Raw genomic sequence first — 26,506 nt, forward strand, 5'->3', positions numbered from 1 at the left:
GCTCCCTGCGCTAGTGGCCGGCATCCAGCGTGGGTGCCGGCTTGCGATGATTGCCCAGCCTGTCGACCAGAAATGCGCTGGCTTCGTTGAGACCGACCACCTCGACGACGGCGCCATGCCTTCTGAGCTTGACGATGACCCTGTCGAGGGCGGCCACCGCACTTGGATCCCAGAAATGGCTGTGCGTCAGGTCGATCGTCACCGGGCCCTCGGCATGGAGGTAGTCGAAGCTGTTGACGAACTGGACGGCCGAGGCGAAGAACACCTGGCCATGAACGCGGTAGATACGATCACCTGCTGCGCCTGCCTCATCTTCGACGCGCAGCATCGCGCTGACACGGCGCGAGAAATTGAGCGCGGTCAAGAGCACACCGGTCAGGACGCCCTTTGCCAGATCGTGCGTCGCAACGGTGACGACGACCGTTCCGATCATCACAAGATTGGCGCCCCTGGGGTGCGTCCTGAGCTCGGCAAAGCTCTTCCAATGGAACGTGCCGATGCTGACCATGATCATGACGGCGACCAAAGCCGCCATCGGGATCAATGACACCCAGGGCGCCGCGTAGACGACCAGCAGAAGCAGGACCACGCCAGCCACGAGGCAAGACAGGCGGCCACGGCCGCCCGAGCTGACGTTGATGACCGACTGACCGATCATCGCGCATCCCGCCATGCCACCGAAGAAACCCGTCGCAACGTTTGCCATCCCCTGACCGGCACACTCACGACGCCGATCGGTCGGGGTATCCGTCATGTCCTCGACAATCTGCGCCGTCATCAGCGACTCCAGCAAGCCAACGACTGCCAACGTTGCGGAGACCGGCAGCAAGATCCTCAGTGTCTCCAGCGACCACGGGATGTCCGGAATGAAAAACGTGGGCAGACTGTCGGGCAACTGCCCCATGTCGCCGACAGTGCGGATATCGACACCCAGCCAGACGCACACAAGCGTCAGCACCACGATAGCGACCAACGGCGGTGGCACAGCGCGCGTGACCCTCGGGAGTAGATAGTGATGCACAGGCCCGCAGCGCAGACCGCAAACACGGCCCATGGCATGCCGATGAGCTCCGGCAACTGCGCCAGAAAAATCAGGATCGCCAGTGCATTCACGAAGCCGATCACCACCGATCGCGAGACGAAGCGCATCAGCGTGTTGAGCCGAAGGGCCGCTGCAATCAGTTGCAGCAAGCCCGCCAGGATCGTGGCCGCAAACAGATACTGCAGGCCGTGGTCCTTGACCAGGTCCACCATGACCAAGGCCATGGCCCCGGTGGCGGCCGAGATCATGCCGGGCCGTCCCCCGGCGATCGCCGTGACGACGGCGATGCAGAACGAGGCATACAGGCCGACCTTCGGATCGACGCCGGCAATGATGGAGAACGCGATCGCCTCAGGGATCAACGCAAGGGCAACCAGAAGACCCGACAGCACGTCCCCGCGGACATTGCCGAACCACTGCGCGCGCAGCGGATAGGAAACAGACATGAATGACTCCGCGCGCACCCGCTCGATGGCGGCACGCAAACAATAGAGAGATTGGCGCAAGACCCATCAGCCGACTGGCGGCTGCAATGCAAAGCTCGTCGAAGGGTCAGGGCGGCGTCATTCGGTGCATGAAAGCGCAAGGGCGCGCGCATTCTATGGCCGGGACGTTCACAAGCACAACCTGGCGGTTGTGCGCAGCAAGCGTCAGCACTGAATTCGGCGCTGCCACCCCTCCCCAGCCCCGCGCCGCCAACCGCGTGCTCGACATCTCGTTACACTGAGGCCCTAGCGAAAATAAGATGCGGCGCGCAGCCGCACGTTTCACCCCTCAACCCAAGGCCGAATTTTCTACTTCTGGCTGGTCCAAATTACAAGGAGGAGGTCAGTGGGAGACAGGTCGGCAATGAGTACCAAGTGATCTACATGGCCGCCGACCGGGTGTACCCGGCAACCGGGCATTACATTCTGGTCACACCATGAGCCGCAAAACGCCCTGCAGCGGATCCATGACGATCGCGCTATGCGCGGTCGTCATGATGTCCGGCTGTCACGTCGAGTCTTCGATTGCCCCAGCAGACGTGCGGCTCGCGCGTACGCCCGCTCCGATAGAAACCCATTACTTCGCGCCCCTTCGCGGCACGGTCACCGTGGAGCGAGAATGCCTGAGCCTGGAATCCACAGATCGGGGCACTGTCGTGCTCGTCTATCCGCACGACCACCGTATGGGTACGGTTGACGGACGACTGAGCGTGCTCAATGCGAACGGCGAATCGGTTCTGACCGACGGACGCCCGGTCGAGATCGGGGGCGCACTGCTTGATGCTGAGCCGGCAGCACGAACCGTGTCCGCCGAGGACAGGGCGCTGTGCGAAGGCCCATTCTTTCTCGTGCTGCCGCAGCCGGCCCGATACCTGTGATCTAAGCCGAACGCATCAGGCCAATCGCCATCTCAGATGCGGCCGCGATCGCCGCCGCGCCCAAGCGGCGCACAGCAACCCCTACCCCTCACCCGCCTCCCGCCGCCGCTGCCGCTCCAGCGCGTCCTGCTTCTCTTGCTCGTCCTTCTTCGCCTGGTCGTGGTGCCACTTGATGGCGTAGAACATGCCGACGCCGAGCACGCCGACCTTGAAGATGATGAAGACGATGGGGAACCAGTCGTACATGGGAGGATGTCCAGCCTCGATGCCACCTGAGGTGAGGTACGGATTCGCACCTTGTCATGCCGCGTCAGCGGCGCAAGGGCATCGCAAGGTCGTATTTTAGGCGGCCCGTCTCGCGCCTCTGCGCGACAGTTTGCCGCACCTCTCGTGCGATGAGGCGCGCGTTCATGAGTAGCCAGTGCGACACAAGGTCGCACTGGGGCCGCCAGGCCGCCTTGCCCTACAATGCCGCCCGTGCGCCCTGTGCCCTTTCACCGCAGCTTCACCATAATGGCGATCATCGCCATGCTGCTCATTGTCGTCGCTCCATTTGTAAGTCGATGGATCGCGCACTGCGGGGGCGCGACGCATGGCCAACAGGCGCACCTCGTCGAGCACAACGCTGTAATGCAGGCCGGCCGAAGCAGCAGTCATCATCTTCACGACAGTGACAACGCGCTTGCGTTGAGGACAACGGGCGACCGCCCTCATCATGCGACGGTCGAAACTCCCGCCGCTCATGGCCCACACGACGACATCAGTCCGACCGGCAAGGACGGCCATGCCGACCATGACATGGGCGTGGACTGCTGCGAGTACTGTCTGATCGCAGCGCGGTTGGTCGTTCTGCTGGTGGCGGTGCTGATCGCATTGATCGGCTGGCGCCCACCACGCTACGCGCGCGTCTGGTCGTTGCATGGGGTCGCCGGCCCCACAGTCGGGCACCTTGGAGCCCGGGGGCCGCCACTGCGCGCCTGATGCTCCGCGCCACAGCGCGGATTGCCTCCTGATATCGCCCCATGCCCACGCGTGACTGCGCGGGCGTGCCGACGTTCTTCAAATTCCCCCCCCGACGTATGCCGGGGGGCTGCTTGCCGTGACCATGACCCAGAAACCGACCCACACCTCGCTGTTCCTCAGCCTGGCCACTGCGCTTGGCTTCCTTTCCTGCCTGCCAACCGGCGCGTACGCGCAAGAAGGCACCGCACTCACCCTCGGCACCATCCAAGTGACGACCGAGGGCTCTCGAGAGCGCACTGCCCACTCGATATTCAGTTCGGTCGACGTCATCGGCGGAGACCTGCTGCAGTCCCAGCGTGTTGAGCACAGCTGGGAACTGTTGATGAACGCGCCCGGCGTGCAGGTGACCCAGTTCAAGATGGGTACCGATGCTGGACGGTTCTCGTTCCGCGGGTTCAACGGCGAGGGCCGCATCAATGCCGTCAAACTTCTGATCGATGGCATCCCCAGCAACGACAACGCTGGCGGCATGCCATACCTGGATGCGGTGTGGCCCCTGGACATCACCGCCGTGGAGATCGTGCGGGGCACCAACGATGCGCGTTATGGCTTGCATGCCATTGCCGGCGACGTCAACGTCTTCACCCGCGAAGGTGGGAATGACGGCCAGCTCAGCCTGACCGCGGGCAGCTTCGGCACGCAGGATGTGCAACTGGCCAAGGGCTTCGAGCATGGCCCCTGGGCGCAGAACTACTTCGTTGGTTGGCGCCAGTCGGACGGAGAGCGCGATCATGCCGATTCGACCCAGCGCAGCTTCGCGGGCAAATGGTTGTATACGGCCACCGACGATGCCTGGCGCGGCGGTTTGACGACTCGCTATTACAAGAACGCGGCGCTGGAGGCTGGTTACCTGAGCTATCCGGAAATCAGGTCAGATCCGAAACAGTCCCCCGACTACGCCAAGGATGACCGCAGCGAACGCGAAACCCTGCAGACCGCCCTGCACTTCGACGGTCGCATCGGTGCGGAGTGGACCTGGGCCGCCAAGGCCTACCAGAACGATTACCGCAACCAGCGCTGGGTCACCTTCACCGAGGGAGGCGCGCAGCAAGAACGACTCAACGACGAAACCCATCGCGGCCTGATCTTCAATGCCATCTGGCGCCCAAACACCCGCCTTGCCGAGTTGGTGATGGACGTCGGCGTAGACGGGCAGTGGCAGCACAACATCGCCCAGCGCTTTCGCACCGTGCGGCGGCAACGGCAAGCCTCGCTGCGCGACTGGAACTTCGACCTCGAAACCCGCGGGGCATACGTGCAGGCCGTGATCCGTCCGATCGACCGTCTGAAACTGGTGCCGGCCTACCGCGTGGACCGCATCTACGGTGATTTCACCAATGTGGTGGCTGACACCACGGCGCCGGTCTACGACTACGGGCTGATCAAGCAACCCAAGTTCAGTGCCTCGTATGCCATCAGCGCGGCGGTGGTGGGCTATGCCAACTGGGGGCGCACGTTCCAGATCGGCAGCGGCAATGCCGCCTATCGCACACAGACAGGCAACCTGGCGCCTTCCATCAATGAAGGCTGGGAGGCCGGACTGAAGTGGGCCCCGGCTGCGCATCTGCAGACTCGCATCGCGATCTGGGAACAGACCGCATCGGACGAAGTGGCGACCATCCTGGGTGTGAACGGGTCGGTCGGCAGCGATGAAGTCAGCAACGTCGGCCAGACGCGGCGCCGTGGCTGGGATCTACAGGCCAACTGGCAACCTACCGTGCACTGGCGCACCTGGGCTTCGTACTCACGGCAAAAGGCCACCATCGAAGTGCCCGATCCGAGCGCGCCAGCCACGGCGGGGCGGCAGATCGAGAATGTGCCGAACTGGCTGGTCAGCGCAGGCATGGAGTTCAGTCCAACCGACGACTGGACCTTCAGCGCCTGGGGCAACGGCCAAAGTGACTACTACGTGGAACGTACCAACACGTTGGGGCGCTATGGCGGTTATGCACTGCTCAACCTGAGCGCCGCTTACCGCTTCGACACGCGCAGCCAACTGACGTTGCAACTGAAGAACGCCACCGATCGCGCCTATCTCTACGCCTGGTACGACAGCGGCTCATCGGGCTACTCGCCCGGCGATGGCCGCGCGCTCTACCTGACCTGGACACGGGAGCTCTGAGATGACGGCCACTGCCACACCGGCCAATGCGGATCGCCTGCGCTTCTATCGCGCGGTGTGGCGGTGGCATTTCTACGCTGGGCTGCTCGTCTTGCCCTTCATCGCATGGCTGGCACTGACCGGCGCGGTCTACCTCTATCAGAAGCCGATCGACCGCTGGATTCACCATGGATTGAAAGTAGTGGAGGTGGACAGCGTGAGCAGGGCGCTGCCCAGTGCCCACATCACCGCCGTGCGCGCGGTGACCCAAGGCGAGGTCTTTCGCTACAGCACACCGGAGCGTGCCGACAGCAGTGTGGAAGTCGGCGTCATCGAAGCAGATGGACACCGACACGTGTACTACGTGGATCCAGCGAGATCGCATGTGCTGGGCCATCTACCTGAGAAGGGGACGTTCTCCGGTGTGGTCCGGCGGCTGCACAGCTTGGATCTGCTGGGCAGCTACGCCAGCGCACTGATCGAAATCGCGGCCGGCTGGGCCATCCTGCTCGTGCTGACCGGCGTCTACCTGTGGTGGCCGCGCGGGCAGAAGGGAGGCGTGACCACCGTCCGCGGGCAACCCGGCCAACGCCTCTTTTGGCGGGATCTGCACGCGGTGACGGGCGTATGGGTGGGCCTGGTGCTGCTGTTCCTTGCGCTGACCGGCATGCCGTGGTCACTGGTATGGGGCAAGCAGGTCAACGCCTGGGCAAACGGCCACAACGATGGCTACCCCGCTGGCGTGCGCGTGGAAGTGCCGATGTCGCGCCAGCGACTGACCGACACCACCGTCCCCACGTGGTCGCTGCAGCAGGCCCACCTTCCGGCCTCGGGTGCGTCGCATGCCCGGCATACGGCGCAGCCCGAGCATGATGGCCACGAGGGACACGGCGGAAGCGGGCCGGGGGAGTTGGCGCTGCAGCCGGGCGCCATCGGCATCGATGCCGCCATCCGGACATTTGAACGTCTGGGCCTGGCGCCCGGCTACAGCGTCAGCCTGCCGCGCGGCGCCCTGGGGGTCTACAGCGCTTCGGTCTATCCCGAAGTACTCGACCAGCAGCGCGTCGTGCATCTGGATCAGTACAGCGGAGAGGTTCTCCTTGACATGCGCTACGCCGACTACGGGCCGCTGGGGCGGGCGCTGGAATGGGGCATCAACGTGCACCTCGGGCAGGAGTACGGCACGGCCAACCGTCTGCTCCTCTTGATTGCCTGCATGGCGATCGTATTGCTGTGCGTCAGCGGTGCAGCCATGTGGTGGAAGCGTCGTCCATTGGGCGGCCTGGGTGTACCTCCACTGCCACGACAGGGCCACAGCGTTGCCGGCGTGTTCGCATTGCTGTGCGTCGGCGGCCTGCTCTTTCCACTGGTGGGGGCATCCCTGCTGCTGGTGGGACTTCTCGATGCCCTCGCCACTCGGGGCTGGCGTTCACCGCCAGCCGCCTGATGCGCACGGCCCTCCTCACTCTCATCGAATCTGGAAACTTGCCATGACCCACAAGACCCTGAGCAGCAGCACCATCGCACTGGCGCTGGCCTGCATGACACCCGCGGCCTACGCCCAAAGCGACGCCGCGCATCAGGCACCGCGTACGCCGGATGAGGTGCCCAGTTGGACGCTGGCTCCCGTGAAGGTCACCGCCAAGCGCGGCGGCTACGCCGCATCTGCCACCTCTGCGGCCACCCGCACCGAAACGCCACTCACCGAAGTACCGCAATCGGTGCAGATCATCACCAGCACCCTGCTGCGCGAACAGGACCGGCGGACGCTCGGCGATGCGCTGGTCAACGTCTCCGGTGTCACACCCACTCGCTCGGACGAAACCCTGTTCATTCCGCCGATCGTTCGCGGCTTTCCGGCCGAGGTCTACCTCGATGGCCTACCGCTGTTTGCAGGCAACCAGCAAGCCTATGACCCGCCCGGCCTAGTGGGGATTTCCACGATCAGTGTGCTCAAGGGGCCAAGCGCAACGCTCTACGGCGGCGGCCTGGGCACGCCGCTGGGCGGCGTCATCAACATCGAGAGCAAGCGCCCCGATCCAACAGCGTCAAGCGGCACCATCGCCGTGCGGGGGGCAGCTTCTCCACCTGGGGTTTTACCCCGAAACCACGGACAGTTGTGAAAGGGTGGAAAACTTCGAATCCTGCCTGACAGTCCTCCGCCGCATCCTTGGGTTGTGGCGCCGCTCGATGTATTCGAACACATCGGCCCTTGCTGCATCGAGTGTCGGGTACGTTGTGCGGTAGATCCGTTCGCGCTTGAGCACGCCGAAGAAGCCTTCGCAGGCGGCGTTGTCGCCGCAGTGGCCGACGGCGCTCATCGAGCAGATCAACCGGTTGTCCCTCAGATAGTTCTGGTAGTCGCGGCTTCGAAATTGACTGCCCCTGTCCGAATGCAGGATCGCCGGGGCGCTACCCTGGCGCTGCCAAACCGCCATCTGCACCGCCCGAATGACCATCTGCCGACCCTGCCGGTGGTGCATCGACCAGCCCACGACCCGCTGGTCGAACAGGTCCAGCACGATGCACAGGTAGAGCTTGCCTTCGCCGGTCCTGAGCTCGGTGATGTTCGTTACCCACTTGGTCTCCGGCTCCAGTGCGGTGAAGTCGCGTTCCAGCAGGTTGCGTACGCCTGGCGGCGTCAGTGTCTGCTGAGCGCGTTGACCGCGACGCTTCGGCCGTGGCCAAAACCCTGCAGACCATCGACCCATCGACCGCCATCAACCGGGCCACCCGGTTCAGGCTGGCCGACTCGCCTTCATCGGCCAAGTCTTCATGCATGCGACCGGCCCCTAGGGTGCCCCGGCTGTCCTCGTGCAGTTCACGGATCCGCCCGAGCAGGCGCTGGTTGTCGAGCTCACGGCTGCTGGGCAAGCGCTTGCTCCAATCGTAGTAGCCGCTGGCCGATACCTTCAGGCAGCGGCACATCAGCCGAATCGGAAATTCGTCGCGGCAACGTTCGATCACCTGATACCTCAGGATGATCCCTTGGCAAAGAACGTCGCCGCTTCTCGCAAAAAATCCCGTTCCTTCTTCACCCGGGTCAGTTCGCGCTTGAGCTGCGCCAGTTCCTCGTCACGCGGCGTTCCGGTGCCGCCAAAGGCCACCTTGCCCTGGCTCTGGGCTTCCCGCTTCCCGCTTCCAGCGGGTCAGCAGGTTGTCACCGATCCCCAGTTCCCGCGCCACCTGCGCGCAACTGACGCCCGGCTGGCTGGCTTGCTCAACCGCACCACGCTTGAACTCCGCACTGAACTTCCTTCGCTTCGACATGAACACTCCTCACGGCCTCGATCGGCCTTCTCGTAAGTGTCCGGGATAACGGGGGTGAACCCCCTACCCCTCACCCAACTCCCGAAGACGCTGCCGCTCCAGCGCGTCCTTCTTCTCTTGCTCGTCCTTCTTCGCCTGGTCGTGGTGCCACTTGATGGCGTAGAACATGCCGACGCCGAGCACGCCGACCTTGAAGATGATGAAGACGATGGGGAACCAGTCGTACATGGGAGGATGTCCAGGTCTCGATGCCACCTGAGGTGAGGTACGGATTCGCACCTCGTCATGCCGCGTGGGCGGGGGAATGGCATCGCAAGGTCGTATTTTAGGCCACCCGTCTCGCGCCTCTGCGCGACAGTTTGTCGCACCTGCCAAGCGGTGAAGCGCGCGTTCATGGCGCGGCGCGCATGCCTGCACTGCGTGCGCGGCAGCTGCATGCACTTCGGAAGGCGCTTCTCCGTGACGAGCCCGTGCCCCGCCCGGCGCACTGGGTGCGCCGACCGTCCCGCACCTGCGGGAGCGGTGATCGCCCAGCGATCAGCCGCTCCAAATGAGACCGCGTCGTCAATGCGTGCGTGCCCGCCTTTTCCCAAAAACAGCCTCGCCCGCCAGATCGTTGTAGGATCCCTAAACGCCTCACGCCGAAGGGATTTCTGCGATGAACGCGGATTCGAAGAGAATCTACACGTATCGGACGCTCAAGCGCGCACTGCGCGCTGGCCGATTCGCACCGGGCGAACACCTGGACGTGGCGGCACTCGCGGCCAAGTACGGCGTCAGCGGCGTTCCGATCCGTGCGGCGCTACAGCGGTTGCTGGGCGAAGGCCTGATCGAGGACCACCAACGGGAAGGCATGCACGTACCGCTGCTCGATGAGTCGGAGCTACGGCAGCGCTATGAGTGGATGCAACGGCTGACGATGATGGCCTGCGACATGCACATTCGCCCCACCGCGCCGGCCCCATCGGCGCCCGCGCCGGACAGCACGAACATCGCCACCCAGACCTGGGCGCTGTTCGACAGCATCGCCGAGGCCATCGACCTGAAGGACATGCGCGCGGCGATCCGGCTGACGAACGATCGGCTGGCGCCCATCCGGCATGCCAAGATCGACCTGCTGCCCAACGCCGAGGCCGACCTCGCCGAACTGTGTCGCCTCTGGCAGCAGCGCGACCTGGCAAGCCTCAAGGCCGAGATGCACATCTACTTCGAACGCCGCAAGTTACTGGCCTCACGGATCGTGAAGACCCTGCGGGCGCGGCGTGCACTGCGGTAGCAGCGCCGTCGGCGTCATCCAAGCATGACCAGGACGAGCCGCCGTCATACCGTGTCGCGATCAACCTGTTTTTCAGATACCGTGTGCATCTGTACCACCGGAACATCGAAATGTCAGGCACGTCGATCCACAAGCCCGAGTACCAGCGCCTGCTGGCGCTGCTGATCGAGATGCGCAACACCGCCGGCCTCACGCAGACCCAACTGGCCGGCCTGCTGGCACGGCCGCAGTCCTACGTCAGCGACGTCGAGCGCGGCACGCGCCGGCTCGACCTGCTGCAACTGCATGCCTACTGCCAGGCCTGCGACCAGACGCTGACGCACGTCGTCCGGCGCTTTGAGAACGCGATGACCGCGCCGCCGCCATCCGGCCCAGGGCAGAGCCGCAGGCTGTCGTAAGGCGAGGCCGGGCGGCCGCGCATGCGGCCGTAGCGCGGCGCACCGAACGCAACGGAATGGGTGTTGCGCGACCGCGGTCACAGATCGCCCCGGCGCGTCGCGGTAGTTGTTCCACGCAGGAGGCAGTTTTCAAGTCGAAACGGAGGTTTGCGATGAACACACCGCCCAAGTACGTGCTTGTTTGCGACGGCATCCAAGGCAGCCTGCGGGAAGGCCGCTTCCTGCCTGGCGAGCACCTCAACATGCTCGCGCTGGCGCGCGCATTCCAGACCAGCACCATGCCTGTTCAATACGCGTTACACGGGCTGTCGGGGGCTGGCCTGGTCGATTGGACTCCCGGCCGCGGCTTCCATGTGCCGATGCTTGACCAGCCCCTGCTGGGCGCACGCTACGGCTGGATGGGCAGCCTTCTGCGCGATGCCATCGACCGAGGCAACGCGACGCATGCCGTCACGGCACTGCCCGCCGTGCCAGACCCCCCAGGACACACCGAACGCGACCTGACGGCTGTTCGATGCGATCACCAACCTCACCGGCAACGACGAGCGGCGCGCACCGCTCAAGCAGGCAAACGACCAGCTCGCGCCGGTGCGGCACGCCAAGCAAGCGCTGCTGAACGACGCACACGACGAACTGGCCGCGCTGTACGCCTGCTGGGCGGCGCGCGATCTCACGTCGCTCAAGGCCGGCCTGCGCGATTACCACCGTCGCCGCGTGGTAATGGCGCCGAAGATCGTCTCGCATCTGCGCCAGAAGCTGGCGGCCTTGCACTGACTGACTGCGGCATCGCACCGGTCCAACACGCCGGCATTCGCGACCGCGGTCACAGACCCGAAATGATCACCACGTGATCAACAGAAATCATTTGAGAATCAACGCATTCGGCTCCTAGCTTGGTGCTGCCATGGATGTCCATGGCATGGCAAAGGAGCAAATCATGAACAGCAACGACAACACCCGCACCCAGGTGCAGGACGACGTGATCGAGCTCGGCGTTGCGAGCGTCGAGACGCAGGGCATGGCAGGCATCACCGAGAACTTCGGTGTCCTGCCGCAGGAAGGCATCTCCGACGCGTGACCGGACGGAGGCGCGCCGAAAGGCGCGCCTCTTCTGGTGCAGAGCCATGACCCGCCTCGTTCTCCATCGCGATGTTTCCTATTGCAGTGTCGATGGGCAATTGATCTTTCTCGACACCTGCACCGATCGCTACTTCCGTCTCTCGGACGAGCTGGAAGCTGCATTCCGCCGACACATCGACGGGCGTCCCGCTACGCACGATCACCTGGCCCGGTTGGTCGAACGCGGCGTGCTGACGCCGGAATCGCCAGCACAAAGTCAGCCGCGATCTCTCTCTATCCCCGTCCCAACCTGCAGTGCGCTCGAACGCATCGCGGAGCACCGGCACAGGCTGCCCCTGCCACTCGCGAAGACTGCAGCGCTCGTCGGCCTGACCCAACTCCAGCTCAAGACCATGTCGCTCCAACGAGTCCTCACGCGGCTCGCCGCTGCGCGAGCGCGTCTGGGGCAAAGTGCGCCGGTCGATGCGGACGAGCGCAGCCGCACGCTTGAAGCCGTCTCGGGGTTCGCGAGCGCACGTCGCTTCGTGCCCATTGCCACATGTTGCCTGCTCGATTCGGTCGCCCTGCTGAAGTTCCTGACCATGCGGCGCATTCACGCCCATCTGGTGTTCGGCGTGATGGCCGAACCATTTGCGGCGCATTGCTGGATCCAGCGCGGCGAAGAAGTCCTCAACGACACGCTCGGGCACGCCACCGCCCACACGCCGATCCGGGTGATCTGATGCAGGGCGCCTACCTCGCCGTTTACGGAGACGCCGCTACGCAGGCCGTCGCGCTGCCCCATCTGCGGGAGTACTTCGCCGCCCCCGGCTTCGCTCTCTACGGCACGCCCGACCTCAAGCTCTGCCGCATCGGCGGCGACGCCTGCCTCATCGGCGAGGTGTTCGATCGCGACGGAAAGCCCGTGGACCCCACCTCGCTGGCGATTCACCACAAGCCCGAGCAACTCCGGAACTACCTGCTGCAACAGCTTTGGGGGTGTTATCTGCTCTTGCAGGTGGACGGCGCGCAGATGATCGCCACCCTCTCGCCCGCCGCCGCTGGAAACGTGCCATGTGTCTACAGTGGCAACAACCGCCGGGGCTTCCTCACCTCGGATATCAGCTTGGCGATCGAGGCCGGGTGCTACGAACGTCGCGTCGATTGGGAGGCGCTCGGCCATCGCCTGCTCTACCCGGGCATCAAGCCGCAGAACACCGCATTGGCAGGCTTGAAGGAGCTGCTTCCTGGGACATCCCTACACGTCGAGCCCTCAGGTATCTCAGTACGCCAAGCCTGGTCGCCGTGGAACTTCGTGGGGCCGAGTGCGCGGCACGCCACGGCGGATGAGGCAGCGCAATCGGTGCGCCAAGCGGTCGAGTACGCGGTCCGGGCATTGGCCACGACCGATGGATCGACACTTCTGGAGCTGTCCGGCGGGCTGGACTCATCGATCGTCGGCGCCTGCCTCGTGGGCGCGCCATGCGAGGTCGTGTGCGTCAACCTGCTCACACCGGTGCCGGGCGTGGACGAGCGGCATTACGCCGAACAAGTCGCGCGGGCCCTGGGTACGCCGCTTCATGTCGAACCCCTACCCTTCGAGCGTGCGCGCCTGGCGTTCCAGCCGTCGCCTGCGTCCGTTTTGCCTGGGATGGGACCGCTCCAGCATGCCATCGACGGCATCATGAGCGAAGCGGCCGACCGGCACGGCGTGCGGAGCTATGTCTCCGGCGGTGGCGGCGACTCGGTGTTCTGCTATCTGCGTACGGCTGCGCCGGCTGTCGATGCCTTCAAGGTTTCGGGGCTCGGGGCGGCGCTCGCGACGGTTGGTGATCTCTCTCGCATGCACCAATGTACGTTCTGGAAGGCAGCCCGGCTGACGCTGTCCAAGTTGCGGCGCACGCCTGGCCCGCCGCACCGGGCGAACACGACCTTTCTCGATTCCAGGCTCGGCGACATCCCGCCGTTCGCGCATCCATGGTTCTCGGCACCCGACGGCGCCCTACCCGGCGACCGGGAACGCATCATCGACCTGGCAGGCAACCAGCTGTTTCAGGGGCAGGCCGCCCGTGCCCAGACGCGCCCTTTCCGATTTCCGCTGCTGTCCCAACCTGTCATGGAGGCGTGCCTGCGTGCACCAACATGGATGTGGATCGCCGGCGGACAGAACCGCGCTGTCGCCAGAGCGGCGTTCTCCCACAAGCTGCCGGCGGAGGTGCTGCATCGCCAGAGCAAGGCGACCTACATCGGCTACCTCGGCGCGGTATACCAGCAGCGCAAGCACGAGATCGGCACCTTCCTGCTCGAAGGGCAGCTTGCGGAACGCGGCTTGCTCGACGCAGCGTCGATCCGGACCTTCCTTCGCAGCCCCCTGCCCGCGCGCGACCAGACCTTCCTCCGCCTGTTCGAGCTGTGCATGATCGAAAACTGGGCACGGCACCAACCCTAGCGGGACGCGGTCGGCGTGGGCAGGCGCTCGCGCATGCGGCGCCAATGCGCGTACTGGGCCGCCTTGTCCGGCGCCGTGTCCTCGCGGCCCAGCAGCCAGAAGCGGAACCAATCCAGATTGCGCGTGTACACGGCCAGCTTGTGCCGGGGCTGGACCTTGTTGTGCGCCGCGTGGGGAAAGACATACACGTCCGCCCGGTCGGCCCGCATCAGCGGAATCGCATAGTCCAGGCCATGCATGTATTCCTGTTCCGGCAGTTGCATGAGGATGGGCGCAGCGATCTTGTCCAGGTTCGAGGCCGGGGAAATGCGTTGCCACTGCTCCGGCGTCGCATCGGGCGCACCCAACTGCCAGTTGCTCTGCAGCAGCGACAGGAAGTCCTCCCCCAGATTGCTGCCCAGCAGGTAGTACATCTGCGAGGTGGTCGGCGAGGCCAACGAGGCGGCCGAAATCAACGACGAGTGCATCAGCGTCCACATCGTGACCTCGCTGCCGAAGCTCAGCCCGCCCATCCCGACGCGAGCCGGGTCGATGCGACCATCGGCCGCTAGCAGCGCGATGGCGCTTTCCACTGCCGACAGCCCCACCCCGTAGCGCTCCGCGGCATCGCTGGAGAACGACGGGGCGTTGATGCACAGCGTCGAGATGCCATGCGCCGCCAAGCTTGCCAGCGGCCACTCGTCGCCGGACCCGCCCCGCACGAAGCCCATGCACCGGTAGTAGGTGATGAACAGCGGTGGCGGGACGCCATCCACCCGCGGCGCCGCGTACAGCTGTCCGGTGAACGTGCGCCCGTCGGCGTCGGTCCAACGCAGCAGTTGTGTATCGAGCGTGGCCAAAGCCTGCGCCAGCGCGGCATTCGGATCGAACAGGACCACTCGCGCGCCCGTCCGCAGATCGACCCGTTCCAGCCGCGGCGGCCGGTTGGCCTCCGCCGTCACGCAGGCCAGCGCATCGCGCGCCACGCCACATGCCCCAGGCGCCCACCGCCCCTCACCCGCCAACATGCCGGTGCTGGCGATGACCGGCTGCACCTCGCCCGTCGCGATGTTCCAACGATAGATCGATTGCGCAAAGCCAGCTTCGTACCGAGTCACGGTGAACAGCAGCTCGTCGCTGTCCGGCCGCCATTGCACACCGCTGATCTCTTGCCCCATGCATGCAGGCGCGGTGCACCGCTCCAGATGGCCGGCACCCCCGCCATGGGCGACATACAGTGCGATCTCCCGATGCGCGCTGCGCTCGCCGGTCCGCGTCAGCACGGCGACGCGGTGCCCGCCGGGCTCGCGCTCGACCTGCCACACATGCGGCAACGACGCGACCACATCGGGCAGCGCCGGCGATGGTGCGCGCTCGGGCCCGGCAACCTCCCTGCTCGCTCCCGTTTCCAGATCCAACGACCGCCACCGCACCGCCGTACCGGCCAGCGGCACGCGGTTGAAGATCTGCCCCAGGCGCTGCGTGGCGAGCCGTCCTTCTGTCAGGCCGGAGCGGAACAACGGCTGTCCCAGCGGTGCACTGCGGTCGAGCCGAATGCCTTGTTCGTATTCCCGTTGCTCGGCAAGCAGCACGGCCTCGCGCGAGGGGCCGACGCTGTAACGCAACGAGCGGCCATCCGGATGCAGCACGAACGCCTGCACGTCTGCCAGACCGTCCGTCATCGCGCGGGCGCCGGTGCCGTCGGCAGCGGCCCGCCAGACATCCACCCGACTCTCGAGGTGGGCCCGGTAGTAGAGCCACCTGCTGTCCGGCGACCACGCGGCCTGCGCAGGCACCGGAATGCCGGCCGAATCGAGCAAGGGCACGCCGCCATCGGCGACCCGACACGGCGGCGAAGCGCCATCCATGGCCTGGACGTACCAGACCGTGTCGTAGGTGTTGCGCTCGATGGAGGCACGCGACACCCGGAACGCGACCGACCGCCCATCCGGCGACACCACCGGACTGCTGAAGTCCGCGATCTCCACCAACTGCCGCGGCGACGTGGCCCATGCCGTCAGCGGCAGCACCAGCACGCCGAGTGCCAGACCCAGCCCCCAAGTATCCAACCTCCACCCAAGGCCTTGCTTTGCGGCCATGCATTGCGCTCCTTTGGTTCGCGACACCGCTGCGTGCTTGCGGCACTACCAGCGCTTGGAGACCGAGAAGGCGGCGAATCGACCGATCGCCGAATAGTTCGTCGAGTCGTACGGCGCGAACGACGGCGAGCCCGCTGCGTACAGCGGCGGCGCGCGATCCAGCGCATTCTGCAGCGACAGCTCCAGCGCAACATCCGAGAACAGCCCGCGCCCGGGGCCGGTGTCGTAGCGCACCGTGGCATCGAACGTGGTGAACGAAGCGCCGTGCTCACCATCCGCCGGGTTGCGCACGCCGCTGCGGTAGTTGCCGAACAGCGAGGCGGAGAGGCCGCCGTCATGCCACACCGCGCCCGCCCGCACATTGCGCTTGGCCGGGTAGAACAACTGCCCGGCCAGATCCGTCGCCGGCTGCCCCGCCGCCACCTGCCGCGTACTGTCCAACCACGTCGCAGCGCCGCGGACCGTGAGCTGGCCACGCTCCAAGTCGAAGCGGTAACTGCCCGAGAGATCCGCCCCGCGCACGCGTTCGCGGGCACTGTTGATGTAGAGATTGGGCACCACCACCGCCAACCGCCCTGCATCGAGCGGTGCACCGGTCGCATTGGTGAAACGGAACGTGCGCAACAGCTCTTCCAGCGCGGCAGACGTGGGCGGCGCCTGCAGAAAGGCCGCGTACGCCGGGTTGGAGAGTGCTTGTGCAGGCACGAGCGGCTGCACCACGCGGTCGGTGTAGTCGATGTCGAACCAAGTGACCTCGGCTTCCAAGCTTGGTAGCGCCACCGGATGGAACGCGACTGAGGTGCTCCACGTCCGTGCCCGCTCCGGGCTGAGGTCCGGGTTCCCGCCGACGAGATACAGCGCAGTGGCGCCCGGCGCGAACTGCGTGCCGCCCATCGCGATGGCGGGGAACAGAATCGCATCGCGACCCATGAACTGCTGCGACAACGTCGGCACCTTGAACGACTTGCCCCACGACGCCTTGAACGTGATGTCAGGCGTGGGCCCGTAGACCAGCCCCAGCTTCGGCGTGGTCACGCTGCCGTAGCGGTCGTAATCCTCGCCGCGCACGGCGCCGGTCAGCGAGAGACGGTGCACACCGCGCACGGCCTGCTCAGGCCCCACCAACGGCACGTCGGCTTCTGCATAGGCGTAGCGGCTGCGCACTTCGCCATCCACCTGGACGTACCCGCTCACCAGGTTGCGGCTCTCGAACCCGTTGCGCCGCTCGCCCACACCCACCGCAAGCCGGGCCTCGCCTCCGGGCAACGGCAGTACGGGCCCTTCCGCGCCCACCTCGTAGCTGCGGCTGGTGTTTCGGTAGGCCGTGCGGGTTGCCGAGACTACCCCGGCGCCGGGCATGACGACGGAATTCGCCGCATCGGTCCGTTCCCGCCCGTGGGTGGCGCCAAGCGTTAGCGTCCAGCCACCGGGCAGGAACACATCGGCACTGGGCGAGACCAACGATGCCCGGGTCTCCGGCGTGCTGCGCTCGTAGTTGCTCGCATAGCCGGACTCAGTGGTGATGGCCCGCTCCGAGGCCAAGGCGTCCAGGCGCAATTCGCCGATGGCGCCCAGCGCCTGATGCGCACTGAGGACCCCACTGCGCAGTTCGCCCGCCTGGTACAGCGTGGACGGCGCATACATAGCGCGCGCATACGGCCGCTGGCTCGCATGGATGGGATCGTTGTCGCTGCGCTTCCAGGTGGCGACCAGGCCGCCGGTCTCCCAGGTGGTTCCGGCGGTGGCCGTGTACTCGCGGGTCGCAAGGCCACCCCGCGTAGCGGCCCCGTAGCGCGCACCAACGGCCGCACCATCGAAATCGCGGCGCAACACCACGTTCGCCACCCCGCCCACGGCATCGGAGCCGTAGATCGCGGAAGCACCATCGGCCACGATGTCGAGCCGCTCCACGGCCTCCACCGGGATCGCGCCGATATCGACCATTTGCACGAAGCCGCCGTAGGACAGCCGCCGGCCATTGAGCAGTGTGAGCGACGCATCCTGCCCCAGGCCACGCAGGTTCAGCCCGGAGCCGCCGGTGATGTTCTGGTTGCCCTGCCCGCCCCCGGTGGCGCCGGGCGCCACAGCAGGCCCCTGCCCGCCCCCAAAGTTCTGCGGCACGCTGCGGATCACCTCGCCCAGGTCGCGGAAGCCCTCTTCCTGGATCCGTTCCGCACCGAAGGCGATCACCGGCGACGGCGTGGTGCCGCCGCGGATGCGAGTGCCGGTAACTTGGATGGTGTCGAGCTGAGTGGCGGCGGCGTCGGTCTCACGGGCGTCCCCGGGGGGATCGGGTTCGCGCACCGGATCGGTCTCCTGGGCCGCGGCGACCAGTGAGAGCAACGCGATGACGGCGGCCGCGAGTGTGTTCGCGGCCAGCCGGCGCGAGGTCGGCCGTGCGGATGGCCATGCCAGGGCCCCAGGTGCCTGCACCGCCGCCTGGCCGATTGCTGGACTGACGAAGCGGACTACGCGCGTCGCAGCCGCCGAGACGGCGGAGCGACACCTTTCCAGCGGCAAACCACGCACAACAGCCGACGCGTTCGACATGCGATCTCTCCATTGGGTGAGGCGGCCGGCCGGGGCGAGAAGAGACGCAACAGCGTCGTCGCGCGGGCGGCACAGGGCTCATGGCCTGGCCCAAGCATATCTAGTTTTCGGATATATGGAAAGCAGATTTAGGGTAGGCCTTGCCTTCAACCCAAGGAGCCTGCAATGACAAGCAAGTCGATCTACAAGCCCGAGTACCAGATCCTGGTGGGCCTGCTGAAGGAGAGCCGGAAGAAGATCAGCGGCATGACCCAAGCCAGGCTGGCCGAGGAACTGAACCGGCCGCAGTCGTACGTCAGCAACGTCGAGCGTGGCCGCCGACGGCTGGATGTGCTTGAGCTACGCGCGCACTGCAAGGCCTGCGGCCAGAGCCTGTCCACCTTCATCAAGAAGTTCGAAGCCGCAGTGGCCAAGACCCTCCACTGATCCGAGCCATCGAGGCCGGCGCCGCACACGGTGCCGGCCTTCTTTTCTGCCGGCCCATCGCTTCGGGGCCGGCAGGTCGCGCAAGTGGATGCGTTGGCGGCGGCGATCGGGAGCACACCCATACGTCAGCGACCCGCGCGTGGTGCATGACGGCGCGGCTTCATCAGACCGCGCTATGCGGAAGCGGCAACCACTTGGGTGATTGGACGGTATGCTGGCATGCGATCAACAGCGCTAGATCTTCATGGGTCGATTCCGCGGCCGGCGCCAAGCGCGAGACCGTTGGGGCGGCAAGGGCCTGCAGTCGCAGAAATCCCTGGCGCCATAACCAGAAAAATCTGACAAGCCCCTGCGGCGCCCACCGACGCCCATCCTGAGCCGGAACTTGCATCCTAACCTCCGTCAGCAACGCGCGATCCTTGCCTACGGGCCAGTCGCCAGACGCGCGGGCCGGGGCAAGGAGCACCCCGGCTGCTGGCGCCTTTAGCGGAGGTGGCCGTGCCATGGACGACAACCACAATGCCTGGGCGGTCCTCTGTTTCGTACGACACTGCCGCGGCCGAAGGAACGCGCTATCCTCGTTTGAGGGGAGGCGCTGATGGCGTTCTGGTGGGTCAATCACAAGCAGACACGTGATCTTGAGGTTCGCGGGGGCTACCTATGGTCGCCCTTCCGAAACGCGAACGGCGCGTTCAACCAAACGTACGAGAACATGACACTCGTTCGACCGGGTGACCTCGTGTTCTCGTTCGCAAACGGAAAGATCGGCGCCATTGGTCAAGTGACCGAAGCCGCGTCCGCCAGCCCGAAGCCGACCGAGTTCGGCAAGGCGGGCGACGCTTGGGCCAACGAAGGTTGGCTCGTCAGCGCGTACTTCACGCCAGTTCCCAAGCCGCTCCGCCCGACAGAGCATGCGGCGACCATCGCGCCGCTGCTGCCGGATCGATATTCGCCGATTCGTCCCAACGGCCAGGGCAACCAGTCCTGCTACCTGGCCAGCGTCTCAGATGCCTTGGGCCACTTGCGGCTGGAACTTCTGGGGATCGAAACGACGCCCGTCTTCGCGTCACGCTACAGAGTCCAGGACCCAGAGCACGATGCCTCTTTGCTCGATGACCTTGACCAGATCGAACACGATCGCAGCATCTCAGACACCCAGCGCCTGCAACTCGCCAAGGCCCGCATTGGCCAAGGCCTGTTCCGCAAGCGCGTTCTGCTGGAAGACCCCCGGTGCAAAGTGACCGGCATCGAGGACGAGCGTCTACTGGTTGCCAGCCACATTAAGCCCTGGCGCGACTCCACCAATCCGGAGCGCCTCAATGGCGCAAACGGGATCATGCTTTCCCCGCATGTTGATGCCCTCTTCGACAAGCACCTCCTGACTTTCGAGGACGATGGGCAGATTCGGGTGCATACAGCGCTCCCAAGGGACGTGCTAGATCGCTGGTGTATCCAGCCTGATCGCAGCGTCGAGCGCTTTAGGCCTGAGCAACGCCGCTTCCTGGCGCACCATCGCAAGTGCTTCGCCCAACGACTAGGCTAGACGTTCGGGCTATCCCCTCTCAAAAAGCGAAATGTCGAAGTGATCAAGGACCTGATTGCCGCCGGCGGGCCTGGCCTGCTTATCCCGGTCGTGCTATTCGCCCTCTTGTTTTACGCCGTGCGAGGACTCTTTGGACTCCACGGACGCCGCAGTCAGCATCGTCGCGAATTCCTGGAACACTGGGATCCAAAACGCGTGGACGATGACCTTTGGCTGGAAGTGACGATCCGGCATCTCTACGGCACGCCCCTGCCTGCTCATGTCATCCGGACCGCGCTCTCGCATCCACATGCGAGCCAGGCGCTGCTTGATCTATCAGAACTCTGGGCATTTCTGGACTACAACCCGGAGACCCGCAATGTCAGCTGGCAGCACAAATGGCACCGGAGTCGCACCGCACGCGGTGCGCTGCGTCATTGGCCGGTCATCCGCTACTTCTTGTTCGCCCTCTCGAGCATGGCAGCTGCGTACTACGCCACGCGCATCGAGGGTCTAAGCCAATGGGTCTTCGCTGCCCTGGCTCTTATCCTCGGCGCCGTTGCCTTCCTGAGCCTATGGCACAGCGATGCTGAGAAGGTCGCTGCAAGAGTTGGCGAGGCATGGATCGAGCGGATCAATGCAACTTCGACCATCGGCCCGCCGCCCGACAAGGCATTATAAATGGACCTCACACGATCGTTCCCATAACTGTAACTTGGGATCGTCTGCCTTACTTCGAGTCCCAAGGGGAGTGGCCGCTTCCACGTAGTAGCTGGACAGCACCTGCCGCGGCTCCGGAGCAGGTCCTGCCACTTCGTACGGCACTGGGCAATGTTTCTAGATGTGTAAAGCCAGCACGTTGTTCACAGTTATCGGAATTCTGGAGATAGGCGGGTTGTAGCCGAGGCTGGCATGGGGTCGATGCCAGTTGTAGGTGTGCAGCCAGTGGGGCAGTTCAGCAGCTCGCTGGTCGGAAGTGTCGTAGCTGCGGGCGTAGGCCCACTCTCGAAGGCTGGTCTGGATGAACCGTTCGGCCTTGCCGTTGGTTCGCGGCGTGTAGGGGCGCGTGCGGCGATGCTTCAAGCCCAGTCGCCGGACTGCGCGGGCAAACAGTGCAGAGCAATAGCAGGCGCCGTTGTCGGTGAGGACCTGGCGGAAGGACACACCCAGCGTCCGGTAGTAGCGCAGGGCCGCGATCAGCGCATGCACCGCGCTGATGGCCCGCTCATCTTTCTGGATGCAGGAGAACGCGACCCGAGAGTTGTCATCGATCGCGACATGGACGTACTCCCAGCCGGCGCCGTCACTGGACTGGGTGCGATCGCCCGTGACCCGGTGTCCGGGACGCCGGAAGCGTCCAAGCTTCTTGATGTCCAGGTGCAGCATGTCGCCGGGGTTGGGATGCTCGTAGCGGTTCTGGGGACGCGGTGGCTCCAGGGCCGAGAGCCGGTTGAGACCGGCCCGTCGAACGATCCGGGCGACGGTGCTCTGACTCAACCCCAGCGCATCGCCGATCTGTCGATAGGTCTGGCGCTCGCGCCGCCGCGCCAGCACTTGCGCCGTCACCGATGCTGGCGTCGCATGGGGGCACCGCGCGGGCTGGGAGTTGCGATCCACCAGCCCAGCCACCCCTTCGCAGCGGAAGCGATCGAGCCACTTGTAGGCGGTACGCGGACTGACACCGCACGCCTGCGCAGCTTCTACCACCCGCAATCCTTCTTGCAGGACCCGGCGCACCAGCAGCGCTCGACCATGGGGCGTCAATCGGGCATGTTTATGCAGGTTCATCCGGGGCTCCTGGGGCTGGGTTGGCTTCGTAACCCCCCATCTTCCAGAGACGCCCCGGATGAACAACCTACTGAAAGATCACAGCTAGAGTGCCCGACCTGCGGGCAGCTTCACGAGAACTCGTTTGGTGAAAGGTTCTCGTTGGCGCAGGATGAGAGTCGCACAGACGATGTCTTAGTAGAGGTGATGAATGCTCAGGCGATTGTCTCTGGTGAGATCGCCATCAGTCGTCAGCGCCTCAAAGACGCCACCGAGGACGAGCAACGGTTCAATAAGCTTCTCACTCGCAGACGGGGGCAGGTCACGTTCGCGCGTCTACTTGAGCGAGCAGGGCAAAAGCGATTCTCCTCACAGCTGGACGATCAGGTTGCTGATCTTGTTCAGGAGATCGCCACTTTGGACTATCGGATCAAGCAGGCGGCTGAGCGGCTAAGAAATGCGCGCTCAACCGAGCGAAGAAAGGGGATTCTTGAGACCTATGCTGGATTGTTGACCGGCTTCTCCAGGAAGCTCAGCGTCATGTTCCAAGACGAATTCTTTAAGTCGCTAATGCTGAAAATTCAAGAGACGGGAAGTGACCGGCCACGTGCCATCCTCGCTTACGTCTATGCAATCCTTCATCTCATCTGGGATGCAGAGGATGCAGTGAGATGCCCGATTGTGCTCGATTCGCCCAAGCAGCAAGATCAGGATGACATCAATCACCTAAGTCTTCTTCACTTCATTAGGGACGAAAGGCCGTCTGGATCTCAACTTATCCTGCTGCTGGTCGACGACGCAGAGGTTGATTTCGGCTGCGACCCATTGGTGTTGAACACGAAGTATTCGCTGCTCTCCACCGACGAATATGAGCAGACATCTGAGGTAATTCGTGGTTTCCAAGCCATTCGAGAGATGTCGGCACATTGATCCTCATTGCGGCAACTCGTTGTAGGGCTTCTCCAGTCGGAAAGTCCTGGTCATCTGTCGCGGCTAACTCAGTCAGTATGGGGGCGTATGTACAACTTGTTGATGGTGTATCGGGAGGGGACTTGGGATGAGGACGAGTTCATCCTTGAGCTGCCACGTTACCTTGAGCACACTGTTCCGCCGCTAGCAGAGCGTTTTGGTACCTTGAATGCGGATACTATCACTGCCCTTAAGGGGCTTCCCACGCTGTTTGCCTATGAAGATCGAGGACGCAACGTTGGACTGTCTTCGCAGGTCGGTCGGATCGAGGACATCCAAGTTCGTTACGGGGGTGTGCGGATCACTTGGTCCATTGACGCGAGAATAGGCCCTATCCCCGCTACACGCCTAAAGGAGATGTTTGGCCAGTTGGATATCTCGGAGCGAAACTGGGAACATACGCGCACCCACTGGGCGGTGAAGGACGTTGATCTGCTAGATGTCCTGGTTCGAAACGGCATCTTGCAGGATGACCCATCTCCGCCCCCCAAGGTCTTCGTTTCCTATTCTTGGGATTCCCCTGAGCATCTGGAGTGGGTCCGTAGGCTAGTGATTGATTTGCGGGCGAACGGTGTCGACGCAATCTCGGACCGAACACACCTTCGGTTCGGACAGGACCTGCCCCATTTCATGGAACAGGCTGCTGCCTGTGATCGGGTGATCGTGGTCTGCACCGAAAACTACATGAACCGCGCAAACCAGCGCTTGGGCGGGGTTGGGTATGAGCATCTGGTGACCGCCGCACAGCTTGCCGATGACCCCTTGTCTATGAGATTCATTCCCGTCATCAAGGATCAGAGAGATGCCGGAAACACCCCTGTAAATCTTAGGGGAAGGATGTTCGTAGATCTCAGTGATGGGCCGGGATACAACACCAACTTCCAAGCGCTGGTCCGGGATATTTATAATGCCGTCCCTCCCGTCCCGCCCCTCGGTCGACGACCGCAGTTTTAGGTGGTTGGATTTTACCAAAGATAGAACTTGCGAGGGTCGGACGACGCCCCCGTAATGACCCAGTGATTTCCTGCTCAGGTGCTACCTTTGAGGAGAGCACGATGAGCCAAGTGATGGACGAAGAGATCAAACGTTGGACGGCGCGGCGCAAGTCGGCGCTGGTGCTGGAGATCATCCAGGGCAAAACGACGGTGGCGCAGGCCAGCCGGCAGTTTGACCTGACGCCCTCGGAGATCGAGAGCTGGGTGGAGGACGCCAAGCGCGGCATGGAGAACGCGCTTCGTGCCAAGCCCGAGGACGTGCGCGAGCAGTACGAACGGCAGCTCAAGGACCTGCAGGAAGCCTATGGCGAGGCGATGCTGGAGCTGCGCGCACGAAAAAAATTGGCGTCCCTGTTGGGCAAGGACGAGACCTGATGGTCACGATCCAGCAGGGACTGCGGGCGGACGGGTTCGAAGTTTCGATGGTGAGACTGTGCCGCTGGTTCGGGGTGGCTCGACGCAGCGTGTACTACCGGCCCACCAAGGCGCCGCCATCGGTGAGGCCGGAGTTGGCCGGACCGATCAAGGCCTTGATCGAGGAGGAGCCATCGTTCGGTTACCGGACGGTGGCCGGGTTGCTGGGGATGAACAAGAACACGGTGCAGCGGGTGTTCCAGCTGATGGGCTGGCAGGTCCGCAAGCGGGCCGTGGGTATGCGACCGCGGATCCAAGCGCTGCCGTCGGTGGCACAGGCGCCTGACGAGCGCTGGGCGACCGACCTGTGCCGGATCTGGGGTGGCCGCGATGGCTGGCTGACCTTGGCTGTGGTGATCGACTGCTACACCCGGCAACTGCTCGGCTGGCAGCTCTCACGCAGCGGCAAGGCCAGTACCGCAGCCGCCGCGCTGGAGCAGGCACTGATCACCCGCTTCGGGACCTTGGGACGGGTGCAAAGCCCCTTCCTGCTGCGCTCGGACAACGGTTTGGTCTTCACCAGTCGCGACTACACGCGGCTGGTCCGCAGCTATGGCCTGCGCCAGGAGTTCATCACCCCGCACTGCCCACAGCAGAACGGAATGGTGGAGCGGGTCATCCGCACGCTCAAAGAGCAGTGCGCACATCGCCACCGGTTCGAAAGCCAGCAGCATGCCAGCCGTGTGCTCGGCGACTGGATCCAGTTCTACAACCACCGGCGTCCGCACCAGGCGCTGGGCATGAAGACACCCGCCGAGGCATACGCTTTAGCGGCCTGACCTGTGCAGGAACCGCTGGGTCATTACAACAGGTAGTACGACGCCTCGCTGAAGCCATGCCGGCGGCACAGCTCCTTGACCGGTAGACCGGCCTCGGCCTCACGCAGGAAGCCGATGATCTGCTCTTCGCTGAAACGCTTCTTCACGTCCAATCTCCTTCTCGTTGGGGATTGGACTCCAAAGCAGCCTGCTACTCAATTGCGGGGGGACGTCGCAACTCGGCATACATCCGCTTGAGCTTGGCGTTCTCGGACTCGAGCTCCTTGACCCGTCGCAACTCGGACGCCTCCAGGCCTCCGTACTTGCTCTTCCACTGGTGGCACGTCGCTGTGCTAATGCCGACCTGACGGCAAAGATCTTTGACGGGCACGCCTGCATCGCCCTGTTTGAGTGTCGCGGTGATCTGCGTCTCGATGAACTTCGATGTGCGCATGGAACCTCCTGGCTGGGAAACGATGCCAGAAAGATCTACTTATGCGGCGCCTGCCGATCGGGAGAGCTTACGGTCTCTGCGGTTCCATTTCGCTTAGCTACTAGGATGCGAGAACTAAGATTCGGTCTGGCTCGCTTACATCGTTAGCGAAAACCTTAACTCTCACTGTAGTATGGAGGAGTGGTAATGTTAGCAGCCGCTGGTTCAAGACGTTGCAGACTGCCAATTCTTTATTCGGCGTACAAAGCTCGCCATTGAAGACCAGCTCTCCAACCACAGTGCAATTCGGATCGTCGGTCAGCGTGATCGTGGTTTCTCCGTCAGGAGCAGCCAATGTACCGATTGCAATGCATGAATCGGTAGCGGTGACAAGATCTGACGTGATTTGGTCAGGAACCACACCGATCTCGTAATCCATAACAAGAATCAGAGAATTTGGCGGCGGAAGAGTAATGACTTGCTTCATGGATCCTTCTTTCTCAATCCCCTGATAACTTGAAGCCCCTGCTGCCTGCTGCAATTCAAACATTATGGATGAAGCTGTTGCGGAGCGCCTGTGCTGTTGAGCCTCGACACAGGCTGGTGATCGGGG

At 64.1% G+C, this 26,506-nt stretch carries 24 protein-coding genes and 4 pseudogenes; 18 read left to right on the forward strand and 10 right to left on the reverse strand.

The window, feature by feature from the left end; all coding sequences use genetic code 11:
• Positions 1 to 10: 10 nt before the first annotated feature.
• Positions 11 to 1,488: pseudogene (locus ABE488_RS12770) on the reverse strand (SulP family inorganic anion transporter).
• A gap of 506 nt (positions 1,489 to 1,994) precedes the next feature.
• On the opposite strand from ABE488_RS12770, the gene ABE488_RS12775 reads away from it, so the two are divergent.
• The gene (locus ABE488_RS12775) at positions 1,995 to 2,405 is read left to right on the forward strand and encodes a hypothetical protein (RefSeq protein WP_346448715.1); all 411 of its coding nucleotides are present in this window, start codon (positions 1,995 to 1,997) and stop codon (positions 2,403 to 2,405) included.
• A gap of 81 nt (positions 2,406 to 2,486) precedes the next feature.
• Here ABE488_RS12775 and ABE488_RS12780 read toward each other — a convergent pair whose 3' ends face one another.
• Positions 2,487 to 2,651, reverse strand: a complete 165-nt coding sequence (locus tag ABE488_RS12780) for a hypothetical protein (RefSeq protein ID WP_346448717.1) — start codon at positions 2,649 to 2,651, stop codon at positions 2,487 to 2,489.
• A gap of 267 nt (positions 2,652 to 2,918) precedes the next feature.
• Here ABE488_RS12780 and ABE488_RS12785 point away from each other — a divergent pair, with 267 nt between their 5' ends.
• From ABE488_RS12785 to ABE488_RS12800, 4 genes are all read left to right on the forward strand, one after another.
• Entirely contained in the window at positions 2,919 to 3,386 is a 468-nt protein-coding gene (locus ABE488_RS12785) for a DUF2946 family protein (RefSeq protein ID WP_346448718.1), read from the forward strand.
• Positions 3,387 to 3,510: 124 nt separating this feature from the next.
• Positions 3,511 to 5,550, forward strand: a complete 2,040-nt coding sequence (locus tag ABE488_RS12790; RefSeq protein ID WP_346448720.1) for a TonB-dependent receptor — start codon at positions 3,511 to 3,513, stop codon at positions 5,548 to 5,550.
• Position 5,551: 1 nt separating this feature from the next.
• Positions 5,552 to 6,976: a PepSY domain-containing protein gene (locus tag ABE488_RS12795; RefSeq protein ID WP_346448722.1), complete on the forward strand. Its 1,425-nt coding sequence runs from the start codon at positions 5,552 to 5,554 to the stop codon at positions 6,974 to 6,976.
• 43 nt (positions 6,977 to 7,019) lie between these two features.
• Complete coding sequence (locus tag ABE488_RS12800; RefSeq protein WP_346448723.1) at positions 7,020 to 7,652, forward strand: TonB-dependent receptor plug domain-containing protein; 633 nt, start codon at positions 7,020 to 7,022, stop codon at positions 7,650 to 7,652.
• Here the strand turns inward: ABE488_RS12800 and ABE488_RS12805 are convergent.
• Both ABE488_RS12805 and ABE488_RS12810 read right to left on the reverse strand, forming a co-directional pair.
• A pseudogene (locus ABE488_RS12805) lies at positions 7,626 to 8,799 on the reverse strand (IS3 family transposase). The gene ABE488_RS12800 and the pseudogene ABE488_RS12805 sit on opposite strands and share 27 nt — an antisense overlap.
• Before the next feature lie 63 nt (positions 8,800 to 8,862).
• On the reverse strand, positions 8,863 to 9,027 hold the full coding sequence (locus ABE488_RS12810; RefSeq protein ID WP_346448725.1) for a hypothetical protein: 165 nt from the start codon (positions 9,025 to 9,027) through the stop codon (positions 8,863 to 8,865).
• A 430-nt stretch (positions 9,028 to 9,457) separates the two neighbouring features.
• Here ABE488_RS12810 and ABE488_RS12815 point away from each other — a divergent pair, with 430 nt between their 5' ends.
• The 6 genes from ABE488_RS12815 (at position 9,458) to ABE488_RS12840 (ending at position 13,981) form a co-directional block, all read left to right on the forward strand.
• Positions 9,458 to 10,075: a GntR family transcriptional regulator gene (locus ABE488_RS12815; protein ID WP_346448727.1), complete on the forward strand. Its 618-nt coding sequence runs from the start codon at positions 9,458 to 9,460 to the stop codon at positions 10,073 to 10,075.
• A gap of 110 nt (positions 10,076 to 10,185) precedes the next feature.
• A complete protein-coding gene (locus tag ABE488_RS12820) occupies positions 10,186 to 10,473 on the forward strand; it encodes a helix-turn-helix transcriptional regulator (RefSeq protein WP_346448728.1) in 288 nt (95 codons plus the stop codon).
• 588 nt (positions 10,474 to 11,061) lie between these two features.
• Entirely contained in the window at positions 11,062 to 11,247 is a 186-nt protein-coding gene (locus tag ABE488_RS12825) for a hypothetical protein (protein WP_346448730.1), read from the forward strand.
• A gap of 163 nt (positions 11,248 to 11,410) precedes the next feature.
• The gene (locus ABE488_RS12830) at positions 11,411 to 11,551 is read left to right on the forward strand and encodes a benenodin family lasso peptide (protein WP_346445497.1); all 141 of its coding nucleotides are present in this window, start codon (positions 11,411 to 11,413) and stop codon (positions 11,549 to 11,551) included.
• A 46-nt stretch (positions 11,552 to 11,597) separates the two neighbouring features.
• Complete coding sequence (locus ABE488_RS12835; RefSeq protein ID WP_346448732.1) at positions 11,598 to 12,275, forward strand: lasso peptide biosynthesis B2 protein; 678 nt, start codon at positions 11,598 to 11,600, stop codon at positions 12,273 to 12,275.
• Positions 12,275 to 13,981, forward strand: a complete 1,707-nt coding sequence (locus tag ABE488_RS12840; protein ID WP_346448733.1) for an asparagine synthase C-terminal domain-containing protein — start codon at positions 12,275 to 12,277, stop codon at positions 13,979 to 13,981. The genes ABE488_RS12835 and ABE488_RS12840 overlap by 1 nt, the downstream gene beginning before the upstream one ends.
• On the opposite strand, the gene ABE488_RS12845 is transcribed toward ABE488_RS12840, so the two are convergent.
• The gene (locus ABE488_RS12845) at positions 13,978 to 15,996 is read right to left on the reverse strand and encodes an Atxe2 family lasso peptide isopeptidase (protein WP_346448735.1); all 2,019 of its coding nucleotides are present in this window, start codon (positions 15,994 to 15,996) and stop codon (positions 13,978 to 13,980) included. The two genes, ABE488_RS12840 and ABE488_RS12845, sit on opposite strands and share 4 nt — an antisense overlap.
• Before the next feature lie 108 nt (positions 15,997 to 16,104).
• On the reverse strand, positions 16,105 to 18,609 hold the full coding sequence (locus ABE488_RS12850; protein WP_346448737.1) for a TonB-dependent receptor: 2,505 nt from the start codon (positions 18,607 to 18,609) through the stop codon (positions 16,105 to 16,107).
• Positions 18,610 to 18,774: 165 nt separating this feature from the next.
• Between ABE488_RS12850 and ABE488_RS12855 the strand changes: the two genes are divergently transcribed.
• The 3 genes from ABE488_RS12855 to ABE488_RS12865 all read left to right on the forward strand — a co-directional run bounded on the left by ABE488_RS12855 (position 18,775) and on the right by ABE488_RS12865 (position 21,238).
• The gene (locus ABE488_RS12855; RefSeq protein WP_346448738.1) at positions 18,775 to 19,035 is read left to right on the forward strand and encodes a helix-turn-helix transcriptional regulator; all 261 of its coding nucleotides are present in this window, start codon (positions 18,775 to 18,777) and stop codon (positions 19,033 to 19,035) included.
• A gap of 598 nt (positions 19,036 to 19,633) precedes the next feature.
• Positions 19,634 to 20,578 carry an HNH endonuclease gene (locus ABE488_RS12860; protein WP_346448739.1) on the forward strand — a complete coding sequence of 315 codons (945 nt, stop codon included), beginning with the start codon at positions 19,634 to 19,636 and terminating at the stop codon, positions 20,576 to 20,578.
• 39 nt (positions 20,579 to 20,617) lie between these two features.
• The gene (locus tag ABE488_RS12865) at positions 20,618 to 21,238 is read left to right on the forward strand and encodes a hypothetical protein (RefSeq protein ID WP_346448741.1); all 621 of its coding nucleotides are present in this window, start codon (positions 20,618 to 20,620) and stop codon (positions 21,236 to 21,238) included.
• Positions 21,239 to 21,394: 156 nt separating this feature from the next.
• On the opposite strand, the gene ABE488_RS12870 is transcribed toward ABE488_RS12865, so the two are convergent.
• Entirely contained in the window at positions 21,395 to 22,345 is a 951-nt protein-coding gene (locus tag ABE488_RS12870; protein ID WP_346448743.1) for an IS481 family transposase, read from the reverse strand.
• Positions 22,346 to 22,486: 141 nt separating this feature from the next.
• Between ABE488_RS12870 and ABE488_RS12875 the strand changes: the two genes are divergently transcribed.
• The 4 genes from ABE488_RS12875 (at position 22,487) to ABE488_RS12890 (ending at position 25,481) form a co-directional block, all read left to right on the forward strand.
• Complete coding sequence (locus tag ABE488_RS12875) at positions 22,487 to 23,254, forward strand: hypothetical protein (RefSeq protein WP_346448745.1); 768 nt, start codon at positions 22,487 to 22,489, stop codon at positions 23,252 to 23,254.
• Between the two features lie 87 nt (positions 23,255 to 23,341).
• A complete protein-coding gene (locus ABE488_RS12880) occupies positions 23,342 to 24,247 on the forward strand; it encodes a toll/interleukin-1 receptor domain-containing protein (protein WP_346448747.1) in 906 nt (301 codons plus the stop codon).
• Between the two features lie 65 nt (positions 24,248 to 24,312).
• Positions 24,313 to 24,663 carry a DUF1153 domain-containing protein gene (locus ABE488_RS12885; RefSeq protein WP_346448772.1) on the forward strand — a complete coding sequence of 117 codons (351 nt, stop codon included), beginning with the start codon at positions 24,313 to 24,315 and terminating at the stop codon, positions 24,661 to 24,663.
• Positions 24,663 to 25,481, forward strand: a complete 819-nt coding sequence (locus tag ABE488_RS12890; RefSeq protein WP_313050985.1) for an IS3 family transposase — start codon at positions 24,663 to 24,665, stop codon at positions 25,479 to 25,481. Before ABE488_RS12885 ends, ABE488_RS12890 begins: the two co-directional genes overlap by 1 nt.
• 29 nt (positions 25,482 to 25,510) lie before the next feature.
• On the opposite strand, the pseudogene ABE488_RS12895 reads toward ABE488_RS12890, so the two are convergent.
• The 3 genes and pseudogenes from ABE488_RS12895 to ABE488_RS12905 all read right to left on the reverse strand — a co-directional run.
• A pseudogene (locus tag ABE488_RS12895) lies at positions 25,511 to 25,627 on the reverse strand (transposase); the annotation flags it as partial.
• Positions 25,628 to 25,695: 68 nt separating this feature from the next.
• A pseudogene (locus ABE488_RS12900) lies at positions 25,696 to 25,914 on the reverse strand (transposase); the annotation flags it as partial.
• A 100-nt stretch (positions 25,915 to 26,014) separates the two neighbouring features.
• Entirely contained in the window at positions 26,015 to 26,443 is a 429-nt protein-coding gene (locus tag ABE488_RS12905; RefSeq protein ID WP_346448748.1) for a hypothetical protein, read from the reverse strand.
• Positions 26,444 to 26,506 lie beyond the last annotated feature (63 nt).

Origin of the sequence: Luteimonas sp. TWI662, from assembly GCF_039673825.1 — a bacterium.
Lineage (GTDB): Bacteria > Pseudomonadota > Gammaproteobacteria > Xanthomonadales > Xanthomonadaceae > Luteimonas.